Here is a 13,049-nt window from a genome sequence, read left to right as displayed (position 1 = left end):
TCCCACACAACGAGGTTCGATTGAGATGGCAGTAGCGGCGTTCATCGGCAAGCGACTCGTGGTGTCGGCCGCGCTGCTTCTGGTAATCAGTTTTCTGGTGTTCAGTCTGCTGTCGGTGACGCCAGGCTCTGCAATTGCCGTCCTTGTCGGCTCTCGTCCGAGCACACCCGAACTGATCGCGGCCCTGGAGGCACGACATCACCTCAACGATCCTTTCCTTGTTCAGTATTGGCACTGGTTGGTCGATGCACTGCAGCTCGATTTCGGGACGTCGACCAGATCAGGTGCGCCGGTGACCGGCATCATCACCGATCACCTACCGGTCTCGATCCAACTGGCGGTGTACACACTTGTTTTGGTGGTCGGGATCGGGGTCCCCTGCGGAATGTCAGCGGCGTATCAGCGCGATAAATGGGTGGACAGAGGTATCTCGATGGCTTCCGTAATAGGTATGAGTGCACCAGGTTTCGCAGTCGGAATGTTGCTGATTTTCGTATTCGGACTCGAGCTCGGACTGTTCCCCGTTTACGGCGTGGGCAATGGATTCTTCGATCGCTTGGTGCACCTCACCCTGCCAGCAACAGCACTCGGCATCGCGCTCATCGCACTGCTGATCCGGCAGACACGCGCCGGAGCGCTCAACGTGCTCCGGCAGGACTACATGACATTCGCGAAAGCTCGTGGTCTCGACCCCTCACGGGTCTTCTTCCGATATGCGTTACGGAACTCCGCAATGCCGGTGGTGACTGCGGCCGGTCTGATACTGATCGCTGCGCTGTCCGGCGCCGTACTCGTCGAGACCGTGTTCTCCGTACCGGGAGTCGGTTCGCTGATGGTGCAGTCGGTCACCGAAAAGGACCTACCCGTCGTACAAGGGTTGGCCGTGTGTCTCGGCGCCTTCGTGATTGTCGTCAACCTGGCGGTGGACGTGGTAGCTCTCCTCGTCGACCCGCGCATGCGGTACGCAGGAAAGGGATGACATGACTGCACTCACCGATCGCGAAAAGAGCAGGCAGGGATCGCGAATTCCCATCACCGTTGTGATTGCACTGGTGATCCTCGGTGTGATGGTATTCGCGGCTGTCGCCGGTCGGCTCATAAGCCCTTACGACCCTTACACTCAGGATCTTCTCCGCGGTGTGACCGGTTCCGATCGCACACACTGGTTAGGCACCGACGATATGGGACGCGATGTCCTCTCCCGTTTGATCGACGGTACCGGCCGCTCCGTGCTCGGACCGCTGTGCGTAGCGATGGGAACAGTGATAGCCGGCGCATCCGCGGGGCTGGTCGCCGGATATAACGGCGGTGCACTCGACAACGTCCTCAACCGATTCGCAGACCTCGTGTATGCCCTGCCCGCGCTCCTCGTCGCCATCGTGCTCCTGGGGATTCTCGGCGGGAGCTACTGGCTGACTGTGGCGATTCTGGTTTTCCTGTCAGTACCGAGCGCCATCAGAATAGTCGGCAGTGTGACGCGCGTCCAGGTTCGTCTGCCGTACATCGACTCTGCGAAGACCCTCGGATTGACCGACTCACGGATCATGATCCGCCATGTGCTGCCCAACATCGCGCCCACCGTGCTCGCCGTCTTCCTGCTGGATTTCGTCGGAGCGTTGGTCGCCTTCTCGTCGTTGTCATTTCTCGGTATCGGTATCGCCCCCGGGGCTGCAGATTGGGGATCGATGCTCTCCCAGGGGCAATCGATGATCTCCGAGAACCCCTGGGTCGCAGTTGCCCCCGCAGCCTGTCTCATCCTGACCGGCAGCGCCGCAACTATCTTCGGCGACTGGTTCTTCAAACGGCTGTCAGACTCAGGAGAACGGAAGTAGATGACTGTGGAAGATGTGACAGTACAATCGGAAACGGCCGATGCGAATGGCCCCCTCCTGAAAGTTTCCGGGCTATCGGTGTACGCGAACAGGTCGCAGGTGCTCGTCAGCGATGTCAACATCACGGTCCCCCGAGGCGAGACTCTCGGGATAGTCGGCGAGTCTGGCAGTGGAAAATCGATGGCAGTTCGTTCGCTTGTCGGTTTGCTACCGCCGGGAATCTATGCACGAGGAGCAGCAGATTTCGACGGAATCCCGTTGATCGGCACACGCGAACGTGAACTGCGATCGTTACGGGGCTCCCGAATCAGTCTTTTGATGCAGGACCCGTTCAGCATGCTCAACCCCATCCACACGGTAGGCGAGCACGTGCGGGAGACACTCCCGCCAAATGTCAGAAAAGGCGGACGCCAACAAGTTCGGGCCGAAGTTGCTGCGCGTCTCGCGGAGGTTGGCTTGGATCCCGCCGTCGCACAAAAGTACCCCTTTCAGCTCTCCGGGGGGATGCGGCAACGAGTTGCCATGGCGGCCGCGCTTGCCGGCGATCCGGAGTTGCTGATCGCCGACGAACCGACAACTGCACTGGACGTGACCACCCAGGACGAAGTCCTCCGACTTCTCGCCGGTCTACAGAAGTCACGAAACATGGCGCTCATCTTGATCACTCATGATCTGCACGTGGCGATGGACGTCTGCGATCGGATCCAGGTCATGTACGCCGGACGCGTGGTGGAGGAGGCTACGGTCGCCGATCTTGCCCGCACCCCGACGCATCCCTACACACGTGGGCTGATGTCGGCCAGTCCCCCTGTCGATCGTCGAGTCGAACGGTTGACGTCGATTCCCGGCAGTGTACCCAGAGCCGCAGCCGTCGAGGCGATCTGCGCATTCGCTGACCGATGCGAATGGTCTGTCGGCGAATGCTTTTCAGCCCGACCAGCTCTTACTCCCATCACGATCGAACACGCTTCGGCTTGCATCCGGATCGATCGGATTCACGACGAGTTTCCCCGCGGTTCCGAGTTCGAACCACCTCTACCTCAACAATCCGAGTCACGATCTTTCGACACCATCGGCCCACCGATAGTCGAGGTTGCGAACGTACACAAGGTATATCGCGCCAAAGCGATGTTCGGCAAGCCCAAGGACTCGCACGCCCTCCGCGGCGTGACTTTCTCGATCCGCGCCGGCGAATCAGTGGGACTGGTAGGTGAATCCGGCTCAGGGAAGACAACTATCGCTCGTGCTCTCCTAGGTCTGGAGCACGTCACCTCCGGCCGGATATCGGCATTCGGCAGAGAGCTCGCGCCCACTGGATCCACTGCGCGAAAAACCAGAGTCGAGTTGGCCCGGGAGATCCAAGTAGTGTTTCAGGATCCGTACGCAGCGCTCAATCCATCCCGAACCATCGGTGCAGCCTTGCGAGAAGCTATAGCCGTACGAACCGGAGCGGACAAACGCGATAGCGATTCCGTAGCCTCGGAAGTCTCGGAGTTACTCGGCAAGGTGGGACTACCAGGCAGCTACGCCGCTCTCCGTCCGGCTGCGCTCTCGGGTGGCGAACGTCAGCGCGCCGTGATTGCCCGGGCAATTGCCGTTCGACCCAGGCTGCTCATCTGCGACGAACCTGTTGCCGCCCTGGACGTGTCCGTGCAGGCCCAAATTCTCGAGCTGCTTCGCTCTATCAGAGCGGAAAACGGGATGAGCATGCTCTTCATCACTCACGACTTAGCAGTCGTGAGGCAGATGACCGATCGAACAGTGGTTCTCTACCGGGGTGAAATCGTAGAAGCCGGCGAGACAGAGGCCGTGCTCGACGCACCAAATCACCAATACACACAACGACTGCTCGCATCGGTTCCATCCTCCATTTCAGCAGTTGTGCAACGTAGTTCAAATGCAATCCCGAGGTAGCACTGCTGGATACGGCGACCGGGCACCCACTCTTGAACTGCCGGCACGCAACACGAATGCCGACCTCGGATTTGCATGGAACATCCGCCGATCCTGCACCTCCCGACGGACCGACACGGATGCACGGACTGCCACAGAAAACACCACTTCGTGAACCCGAAGCCGTGACGCCGAAAGACATCGACGTACAGCATCGCCAAGGCCTTGCAAGGCTGCAGACGATATCCAGCTTGAGATCGGATAGTCACCGCGTCCGACGAAAGAGGACCACCCACCGTCATCGGCCATCTCGGCGAGCCCGTAGGTCCGTCCCACGTGGCGGGCGAGCACTGTTGCGCGTTGTACCCAGCGCCCGTCATCTACACCCAGTGACGATCCTGGGCGATCCTGCAAACAGGCTGCCGGTTCCGAACACCACGGGCACGGCAGCGAACCTGAGAAGCATTGCCGTCGAACCGTATCGGAGGCCACCCTGCATCTGGTTGGTGGTGGAACGCGTGTCGGCAAACTGCCGACGAAGCTTGCGCCAGCGGCGAACTTTTCGTTCGGAACGTACGTGACTCGTCTGATTTCGGCTCCGTTGAACCCGACGCCTTCCGCCGGTTCGAGTGCCAGTCGGCTGCAGCAATGCTCTTGCCGAACATCGCGTGAGCGTCGTCGGAGGACACGTCTACTCGTCGGGATCTCTTGGCGAGAAAATTCGGTCCTCCATCATGCCACCAGCCAGGCCGATCACTCTAAGAATGCTGGGACGCGGCTCGGTGGCCTTAGGCCATCAGCGACCACTCTCGTCTGAGTACGTGCGCACAATGCGATCGGTGAGAAGTGGAAGGATCTTGTCCGTGCCGATAGATGCAAAGTGCGGCGAAGTTCGGTGCGCTTCGAAGCCGGCTTCGTCGATGTACATCTCGAGGATGGTTACGTGTAGCGGATTCTCGACGTTGCGGAAGTACTCGTAGCCGAGATTGGCGGGCTCGTTCCGGCTTGCCTCAGCGAGTTGGGCCAGATGGCCGAGCACCTCGTTCGCGGTTTCCTCGTCCAGCCGGTATTCGGCGATTACCCGAAAGTTCGACGTAGCGGGCCGTGCGTTCTCAGTCACGAAAATTACTCTCTAGTAGTAGATTACGAGCAAAAGACAGTGCCTGACTGCAACTCAACGACGACCACGTGCGGTACGAGTCCTGACGCCTACTGACGCTTTTCGCGCGGTCGATTCAAGTGTCATCGGGGTGTCAACGTGTACTTCGTGGACAAAAACTCGCGAATTCCTTCGAAGCCACCTTCTCTTCCGATCCCCGAATGCTTGATGCCGCCGAAAGGCGCTGCTGCATTCGAGACGAGACCGGTGTTGAGGCCCATCATCCCGGTTTGAAGTTTTTCTATCATTCGCTGGCTTCGGCCGACGTTCTCTGTGTAGACATAGCTGACCAACCCGTACTCGGTGTTGTTGGCAATGTGCACGGCCTCGTCCTCGGACGAAAAGCGAGTTATAGCCAGCACTGGTCCGAAGATCTCCTCGTTCACCATCCGAGCTTCAGGCCCGATCTTGTCGATCACAGTCGGTTGAAAGAAGTTGCCCGGGCCGACGATAGCCTGACCGCCGGTGACAATCTCCGCGCCGGTGTCCACCGCGTCAGCGACGAGACCTTCTGTCTTCGCAATGGCTTTCTTGTCGACCAGTGCACCGATGTCGTAACCTTCGTCGGCCCCACGACCAATTTTCAACGCAGCAACCCTTTCACTTACTCGACGAACGAATTCGTCGGCCACGGAATCGTGTACCAATATGCGGTTTGCGGCGGTACATGCCTGACCGATGTTGCGGAATTTCGCGAGCATCACGCCATCAACCGCTCGGTCGATATCTGCATCCTCGCAAACCACGAAGGGTGCGTTGCCGCCGAGCTCCATCGAAGTACGTAATACGTTCTGCGCAGCAGCTTCGAGGAGTTTGACGCCAACCGCCGTCGAGCCTGTGAAGCTCAGCTTGCGAAGGCGTGGATCCGATAGCAGGGCACTGGACTGAGCGCTGGGATTCGACGTGGGTACTACGTTCACCACACCCGGCGGAAGTCCTGCCTCTTCCAGCAGCTGCACCAGGTAGATCGTGGTCAGCGGAGTGAGTTCCGCCGGCTTGATGATGGTGGTGCAACCGGCGGCGAGTGCCGGAGCAATCTTGCGGGTTGCCATCGCGAGTGGGAAGTTCCACGGTGTGATGAAGTAGCAGGGCCCCACAGGGAGGTGCGACACTGTGATGTTGCCTGTCCCTTCGGGGTTTCGGCGATAGTCTCCGCTGACGCGTACGGCTTCCTCGGAGTACCACCGAAGGAACTCTCCACCGTAAACGACCTCACCGCGCGCTTCGGCGATCGGCTTCCCCATTTCCAGGGCGATGAGCAGAGCAAACTCTTCTTTGCGATCCATTAGCAAGTCGAATGCTCTGCGGAGGATGTCCGAACGTAGGCGGCTAGGTGTTTCGGCCCACTCTTGTTGTGCTGCAACGGCTGAATCGAGGGCGCGAATGGCGTCGTCGACCGTTGCGTCGGCAATCGTCTTGATCACAAGCCCGGTTGCGGGGTCTTCGACGGTGAAGGTCGCACCCGAACTCGACGTCGCCCATGTTCCGCCGACGCCGATACCGGTCTCGACACGGTTGAGTAGGTCCTGTTCATGTGGCTTCAATGTCATGACTGGCTTTCCTTTGTGGCTGAGGTCGGGGCGTGCGCACGGAATCCGTCGGCCACGACGCGTAGACCTTCGCGTAGCAGTTCGTCCGAAATTGCGAGCGGAGGGAGAAATCGGATGACGTTTCCGTAGGTGCCGCACGTAAGAACCACTACGCCATGATCCGCGGCGAATTTTGCGACGGAAGCGGTCAGCGCCGGGTTCGGATCTGTGCTGTCGGGGTGTACTACTTCGATGGCCTTCATCGCGCCGCGGCCGCGGATGTCACCAATACGGTCGTCCGAGGCGCCCAGTTCGGTGAAGACCTCATCGATGATCGCCGCGATTTCACGTGCACGAACAACCAGGTCGTTCTTTTCGTACGTTTCGATTGTGGCGAGCGCCGCGGCGCAGGAGATTGGGTTTCCGGCGTAGGTGCCCCCGAGAGCGCCGGATTGTGGCGAGTCCATGATCTCTGCGCGGCCAGTGACCGCGGCCAGTGGCAATCCACCCGCGATACCTTTTCCTGTTGCGATGAGATCAGGTACGACTCGCTCGTGGTTCGCAGCGAAGAGATCACCGGTACGGGCGAACCCGGTTTGGACTTCGTCGAGGATGAATACGACGCCGTTGGCAGTTGCCCATTCGGATAGAGCAGGCAGAAAACCGGTCGCGGGTTCGATGAATCCACCCTCGCCCTGGATGGGCTCGATGACGATTGCTGCGAGATTGGAAGCGCCGACCTGTCTTTCGATCTGCAGGAGCGCAATTTCTGCCGCCGCCACTCCGCTCAGCCCATCGCGATATGGGTACGAGGTTGGAACACGGTAGATCTCGGGCGTGAACGGACCGAAGCCGTTTTTGTAAGGGGTGTTCTTCGCAGTCATGCCCAAGGTGAGGTTGGTTCTGCCGTGGAACGCGTGATCGAAGACCACAACCGCATGTTTGTTGGTGAAGGAGCGTGCGATCTTGATCGCGTTCTCGACGGCTTCGGAACCGGTGTTGAACAGTGCTGTGCGCTTCTCGTGGTCACCGGGGGTGATCGAGTTGAGTTTCTCAGCGACCGCAACGTAGCCGTCGTATGGGGTGACGGTGAAGCAGGTGTGAGTGAACAGTTTCGCTTGGCGAGTTATGGCTTCGACAACGGCTGGAGCTGAATTGCCGACGCCGGTGACGGCAATGCCCGAACCGAGATCGATCAGAGAATTGCCGTCGACGTCGATCAAGATGCCGCCTCCGGCTGCGACGATCGATATGGGTACAACGTGCCCTACACCGGCCGCAACGGCCGCCTCTTTTCGACGCATAAGCACCTGCGATTGCGGTCCTGGAATTGCGGTTACGAGTTCTCTATGTTGCGACACCAGCGGGCCGCCCGTTACTGACGAGACTGACAATTCGTTCCTCATTTTCGTGTTGTCGATAGTGAGCGTCAGAGCCAGCGCGGAGCTGTCGGGGCTGTGCCGATCTCGCGGCCCGACGTGTCGACCGCGGACACTGCGATGTTTCTGCGGCCGGTCATCCACATCAGCAGATTCGGAAGCGACCCGGACACCGCCGTGCGTGCCGTGGTCGAATCGGCGGTGGTGATGTGACTCGATACCGGTTCGAACTCTTCACCGGTGTCCGCGACTGTCATGTGCACGCGATAGTCGTCTCGGGTGGCCCAAGTATCCAGGACATTGTGAATTATTCGTCGCTGCACCGCTGGCGGTATGTCCGCTGCACTCGCCGAATAGTTGAGATCGATTGCGTGTAACCACAATTCGCGAGATCGCATCCACACTGTATCGACGACCGGTATCCGCACACCTTGAGCGTTGCTCACCTCGGTAGACCAACGATTGTCGGGGACTGCGCTCCAGGCGATTTCGAGCGCTCTCGCCTCCCTGTCGCCGAGTTCACGGAGTTCGACATTCGACAGTGGTGCTGCACTGTCGATTTCCCGGCTCCGCGCATGGGCAGACTCGTACATCGGTTTCTCGATGCCTGTCGTCGCCCAATCCACCAGACGGCCGAGGGCGCGGGCGTTGAAACCGACGTGCGCGATCACGTGCGCGCGAGTCCATCCTGGAAGCAACGAGGGTCCACGCAGTTCGTCGTCACCGAGTTCGCGCAACGTCCGGTCGAAGTGCATTTGTCCGGCTTTCACGTAGCCGAGATCGACGGCGAGTTCGTCAGCCGGCTCTCGCATCACGTTCACGGCATTCTCCTTCACAAGATTACGAGTAATTCTTCAGCGAGTCGGTCGGGCATCATGGGTGAGGTTTCCTCCGAGTATTGTTGCGACGACGTCGATCTCCGATATGTTCGGCGCCGTGAGCGGCGACGACGAGAACACGGCAAAGTCCGCAAGTTTTCCCCGTTCGAGGGTGCCTTTGTCGTCGATCTGACCGGTCGCGCGCGCAGCCCACTCCGTGTGCGTTCGAAGGGCTTCCTCCGGTGTGATCGCCTCGTTCGAGCCCAGGACGAATCCGGTGTCGGTACGACGATCGACGGCCGACTGCATACCTCTACGAAGATTGTTGTCGGCGACAGGAAGGTCTGATGAGCCTGCGAGTATTGCTCCCGCATCGATGACCGATCGCCCACGGTAGAGCCACGGTTCACGGTCGGTGCCGACAAGATCGGCAATCTGATCGCCGAGCGGCCCGATGAAACCTGCCTGGGGGGTCACAGCAATGGCAAGATCGCCGGCACGCCGCACTTGATCCGGTCGAGCGATGCCGAAATGTTCGATACGGCACGGAGCTGTGTGGCGGCCGTAACTCTTCTGCGCCTCCTCGATCAGGTCCAGGGCCAGGTCTATTGCTGCGTCTCCGATTGCATGCAACGCAAGCGGCCACCCCGATCGATATGCCGCGAGTGCACGCTCTCGATATAGTTCCGGCGTGTCGAGGAGGTAGCCCCGGTTGTGTTCATGGCCGCAGAAGTCCTCTGTCACAGCGGCGGTCGCCCCAAGCAAAGAACCGTCGAGGAAAACCTTGACGTGCCCCAACTGAAGGTGGGAATCGCCGAAGCCGTAACGAATCCCGAGGTCCAAGCCAACTCCTGTCCCCTCGCCGCAGAAGTCCGAAGCGTTCGCAGCAAGGGGATGAAGGGCGTCGATTGCCGGCATCAACTGTGCACGGGCGTGCAGATGATTGCGATCTGCGGCCAATTGATAGGCCGCGATTTCGATGGAGCTGTGGCCGATCCAACCGCCACCGACACCAGCTTCTGTGAAGCTTGTTATCCCCTGCGCAGCAAAGCGTTTGGTTGCTCCGTCGATTGCCTCGGCGAGCCGCTCGGTGGAGTAGGGCAAAAGCAACGCCTGCACCAAACCTTGCGCCGACTCTTCGACGACACCGGTAGGGCGGCCCTCGTCATCCCGCACGACGACACCTCCGACGGGAACTTCGAACCTGTCGTCAAGCGCACCGATGAGACGCAACGTAGCGGTGTTCGCAATCGCAGCGTGACCAGAGGTGTGCCGTAAGTACAGTGGGCGGTCTCCCGTCACGGCGTCGAGCCGATCGATAGCAGGGAATTCGCCGCCATAGTGCCCCTGGTTGAAACCTGTGCCGTGGACCCAGGCATCGGCGTCATCACCGATACGCTCTACTTCGGTCTCGATCAGCCTGTAGAGATCCTCGAGACTGGCGGCGCGGCTGAGGTCTATCGACGCCAATCCGAGTCCCCACCAGACGGTGTGACAGTGAGCGTCGATCAGACCGGGCGTCACACAGGCGTCTGCGAAGTCCAGGGTTCGTATCGCCTCGATACCGGCGACCTCGTCGTCGAACCCGACGATACGGTCACCGATTACCCCGACAACCGAAGCGATCGGCCGATGAGGATCCATGGTGATGATTTCGCGCGCCCGCACAATGAGATCGAGTTGCATAAGAGAAATGTCCTTGTCCAGTAATCGAGCCGCGTCTGATCCAGGGGTACGAGGTGCGATGTTTCGCACACCAGCCGCGCTACGTTTCTCAGTGCTTGAAGCCGGGAAGGTCCACGCTGAATTTCGGCGCGATCGCTCCTGCCGATGCGGTGATCAACGAGATCAGCGCGAGAACCAACGCAGCTGGCCACCAGTGATCATGAGCTGCAGCTACGAGGCTGGTAACCAGAAGTGGAACGAATCCTGCAATCATCGCGGCGGTGTTGTTCGCGACGGCAACACCTGTGAATCGGGTTCGCGCCGGAAAGAGTCCGGTCAGAACAGCTCCTGTACCTGCGTAGGGAAACGACAACGTCGCCACTGCCAACGTCATCGACAGAACGATGAGCACGGGAACGCCCGAAGTCAGTAGCAGAAAGGCCGGCAGAGCGACTACGGCAGAGGCGATCCCGCCCCACACGATCACTCGACTCGAACCGAACCGCGCGCCCAACCGCCCGCTCAACAAGATCACGAAGATCTCGACTATGGCCGCGACGATAGTTCCGAGCAGCATCAACGATCGGCTGTATCCGAGTACGTTCACTCCGTACCACACACAGAATGTCGTGACGAGGTAGAACCCGCCCATTCCGAGAAGTGAAGCCGCCATTCCGATCAGAATCTGACGCCAGCTGTGTTTGAAGGCTGTGCTCACGGGATTGGTCGCCAACTCCCCAGCTTCCTCAAGCTGACGGAAGACAGGGGATTCTTCGAGTTTGCGCCGAATATAAACCGCGACAAGAAGTAACGGTAACGAGAGGAGGAAGGGAATGCGCCAACCCCAGGTTTCGAAGTTCTGCTGCGAAATTGCAATGGTGACCAGAAAAAATCCACCAGAAGACAGAATTGTTCCGATCGGAGATCCGATGAGGGGAATCACTGCGTATCGCGCCCGCATATGCAGTGGCGCGTTCTCCACCACCAAGGTCAAGGCACCTGACCATTCCCCTCCTACGAAAAGTCCCTGCACGATTCTCAGCAGCACGAGCAGCACCGGCGCCGCGATGCCGATCGCTGCGTAGGTGGGCAGTATGCCGATCAACGCGGTAATGATGCCGATACCGACGATGGTGATCATCAGCGTCTTTCGGCGGCCGATCCGATCGCCCATTGCACCGAAGACAATGCCGCCGATCGGTCGGGCCGCTACCCCTACTCCGAAAGTGGCGAACGAGGCAAGTGCGGCCAAGGTTGCGTTGCCGCTGGTGAAGTACTGAACATTGAACACGAGAGCGGCCGCGGCACTGAACAGGAAGAAGTCGTAGTACTCGAGCACGGAACCGACCAGAGCGCCGAGTGCGACCTTGTTTGCGCTCTTCTTGTCGAGCTCATGAACGGCTCCGAATTCGATCGACGTCGATTGTGTGTACGTCATAACTCTCCATCAGGGATGAGGGATTCGGTCTGCTTCTGTCCCCAGGGGATTTCGGCCTGTTGCAAGCATTTCAGGTTATTCGCTCACTGTCCCTAGGCATTCCCCGCCGATTACGGCGACGAATTTGTGCATATGCCCTATTCTGACTTGGTGAACCACTTCGCCCCCTCACGACCGGGCAACGAGCCGGACGCCCGCGACTCAGGAAGATGGCAAGAGCTGCTCGACAGCCTCGACGTCGCCGAACTGACCGACACCTTCGTCAAACGTGTCGCCTCGATCGCCGGCTACGACTCGTCGCCGCTACCGACGTCCGAGATCGAACGCACAGGCCGGATGGCCTTCTCCGCCATGCTCCAAGGTCTGCGCGCGGGAGGTCTGCCCGATTTCGTCCCCGTCGCGAACGATGTCGGCATCTCTCGTGCACGGGCAGGGATCCCCATCACCTCATTGATGACCGCGATCCGATTGGACTACAACGTGCTGTGGGAGGCCCTCACCTCCGCGTCGTCACCGAGGGATGCCGAACTGTTGGTCCGACACACGTGGATCGTGCTTCGCACCGTCGACGAGTACGCCGCACAGACACAAGGGGCCTACATGGCCGAACGAGAACGCATGCTGAGAGAGGAATCGTCTGCGCTGCAAGGACGCATCGCAAACCTGTTCCAGGATCCCCGATCCACAGACGCAGATCGACTGGATGCGATCGCAGCCGAACTCCGAATCCCACAACGCGCCCCCCTTCTGGTCATCGGAGCGGCCGGTGACGACATCCCGGCGCTACGAGTGTTCATCTCCGAAACCGAGCGCTCCGGACGAACGGTGTACACCCACTACCTCGGCGACGTCCTGATTGCCTTCACGCGCAGATTCGACCTCGACGGATCGCAAGCCACCGATGTCGGCCGGAACCTCCTCAAGCTCCGAGTCGGAATTGTCAACGCCGACACCGGTCTGTCAGCCCTTCGCGCGGCGGCCAATACCGCACGAGCTCTCACACGAACAATCACCAGCGAAGACCATGCTGCTCTCACCTGGGACCGAGGGTGGGCAAGACTGGCCAAACTAGGCCTACAAGAATCAGCTAGCGGGTTACTCACCGATGTCGACGATGCTTTGGTGACCTGCGGAGACGCGGAGCGGGTCCGTCTCGAAGAATGCGTGCGCAGCTATATGAAAACAGGCAGTATCGGGGAATCGGCCAACGAGCTGTTCTGTCACCGCAACACCGTTTCCAATCGTCTTCATCGATTTGCGAAACTCACCGGTTTGGACCCCACGATTCCTGAACAATCGGCGAGGCTCGTGGTGGGTTGGGCATAGAAGCACTCGA

10 protein-coding genes are annotated in these 13,049 nt (G+C 59.6%); 4 read left to right on the top strand and 6 right to left on the bottom strand.

The window, feature by feature from the left end:
* Positions 1-25: 25 nt before the first annotated feature.
* The 3 genes from ACN50D_RS06135 to ACN50D_RS06125 are packed head-to-tail and all read left to right on the top strand — an operon-like array spanning position 26 to position 3,746.
* Complete coding sequence (locus ACN50D_RS06135; protein WP_047272018.1) at positions 26-979, top strand: ABC transporter permease; 954 nt, start codon at positions 26-28, stop codon at positions 977-979.
* 1 nt (position 980) lies between these two features.
* Complete coding sequence (locus ACN50D_RS06130; RefSeq protein WP_047272016.1) at positions 981-1,832, top strand: ABC transporter permease; 852 nt, start codon at positions 981-983, stop codon at positions 1,830-1,832.
* Positions 1,833-3,746: an ABC transporter ATP-binding protein gene (locus ACN50D_RS06125; RefSeq protein WP_064112376.1), complete on the top strand. Its 1,914-nt coding sequence runs from the start codon at positions 1,833-1,835 to the stop codon at positions 3,744-3,746. It abuts the gene before it with no gap.
* A 775-nt stretch (positions 3,747-4,521) separates the two neighbouring features.
* Here the strand turns inward: ACN50D_RS06125 and ACN50D_RS06120 are convergent.
* The 6 genes from ACN50D_RS06120 to ACN50D_RS06095 all read right to left on the bottom strand — a co-directional run bounded on the left by ACN50D_RS06120 (position 4,522) and on the right by ACN50D_RS06095 (position 11,713).
* Positions 4,522-4,845 carry a putative quinol monooxygenase gene (locus tag ACN50D_RS06120; RefSeq protein WP_054827042.1) on the bottom strand — a complete coding sequence of 108 codons (324 nt, stop codon included), beginning with the start codon at positions 4,843-4,845 and terminating at the stop codon, positions 4,522-4,524.
* A gap of 122 nt (positions 4,846-4,967) precedes the next feature.
* A complete protein-coding gene (locus ACN50D_RS06115; RefSeq protein WP_211920992.1) occupies positions 4,968-6,434 on the bottom strand; it encodes an NAD-dependent succinate-semialdehyde dehydrogenase in 1,467 nt (488 codons plus the stop codon).
* Positions 6,431-7,819: a 4-aminobutyrate--2-oxoglutarate transaminase gene (gene gabT, locus ACN50D_RS06110; RefSeq protein ID WP_211920994.1), complete on the bottom strand. Its 1,389-nt coding sequence runs from the start codon at positions 7,817-7,819 to the stop codon at positions 6,431-6,433. The genes ACN50D_RS06115 and gabT overlap by 4 nt, the downstream gene beginning before the upstream one ends.
* Positions 7,820-7,842: 23 nt before the next feature.
* Positions 7,843-8,604, bottom strand: coding sequence for a maleylpyruvate isomerase family mycothiol-dependent enzyme (locus ACN50D_RS06105; protein ID WP_249342891.1), 762 nt, complete (start codon positions 8,602-8,604; stop codon positions 7,843-7,845).
* Between the two features lie 42 nt (positions 8,605-8,646).
* Entirely contained in the window at positions 8,647-10,296 is a 1,650-nt protein-coding gene (locus ACN50D_RS06100) for an amidohydrolase (protein WP_211920998.1), read from the bottom strand.
* Between the two features lie 88 nt (positions 10,297-10,384).
* A complete protein-coding gene (locus ACN50D_RS06095; protein WP_211920999.1) occupies positions 10,385-11,713 on the bottom strand; it encodes an MFS transporter in 1,329 nt (442 codons plus the stop codon).
* A 150-nt stretch (positions 11,714-11,863) separates the two neighbouring features.
* Here ACN50D_RS06095 and ACN50D_RS06090 point away from each other — a divergent pair, with 150 nt between their 5' ends.
* Positions 11,864-13,039, top strand: a complete 1,176-nt coding sequence (locus ACN50D_RS06090) for a PucR family transcriptional regulator (protein ID WP_211921001.1) — start codon at positions 11,864-11,866, stop codon at positions 13,037-13,039.
* Positions 13,040-13,049 lie beyond the last annotated feature (10 nt).

Source organism: Rhodococcus sp. SB1D (assembly GCF_048573875.1).
GTDB classification, from domain to species: Bacteria; Actinomycetota; Actinomycetes; order Mycobacteriales; family Mycobacteriaceae; genus Rhodococcus_F; species Rhodococcus_F qingshengii.
The sequence above is the reverse complement of the archived record's forward strand: the minus strand, read 5'-3'. Positions and strand labels throughout refer to the sequence as shown.

Coding starts and splice junctions, on each gene's coding strand:
- ACN50D_RS06135 (WP_047272018.1), top strand. CDS start 26: ATGGCAGTAGCGGCGTTCATCGGCAAGCGACTCGTGGTGTCGGCCGCG.
- ACN50D_RS06100 (WP_211920998.1), bottom strand. CDS start 10,296: ATGCAACTCGATCTCATTGTGCGGGCGCGCGAAATCATCACCATGGAT.
- ACN50D_RS06125 (WP_064112376.1), top strand. CDS start 1,833: ATGACTGTGGAAGATGTGACAGTACAATCGGAAACGGCCGATGCGAAT.
- ACN50D_RS06115 (WP_211920992.1), bottom strand. CDS start 6,434: ATGACATTGAAGCCACATGAACAGGACCTACTCAACCGTGTCGAGACC.
- ACN50D_RS06130 (WP_047272016.1), top strand. CDS start 981: ATGACTGCACTCACCGATCGCGAAAAGAGCAGGCAGGGATCGCGAATT.
- gabT (WP_211920994.1), bottom strand. CDS start 7,819: ATGAGGAACGAATTGTCAGTCTCGTCAGTAACGGGCGGCCCGCTGGTG.
- ACN50D_RS06105 (WP_249342891.1), bottom strand. CDS start 8,604: ATGCGAGAGCCGGCTGACGAACTCGCCGTCGATCTCGGCTACGTGAAA.
- ACN50D_RS06095 (WP_211920999.1), bottom strand. CDS start 11,713: ATGACGTACACACAATCGACGTCGATCGAATTCGGAGCCGTTCATGAG.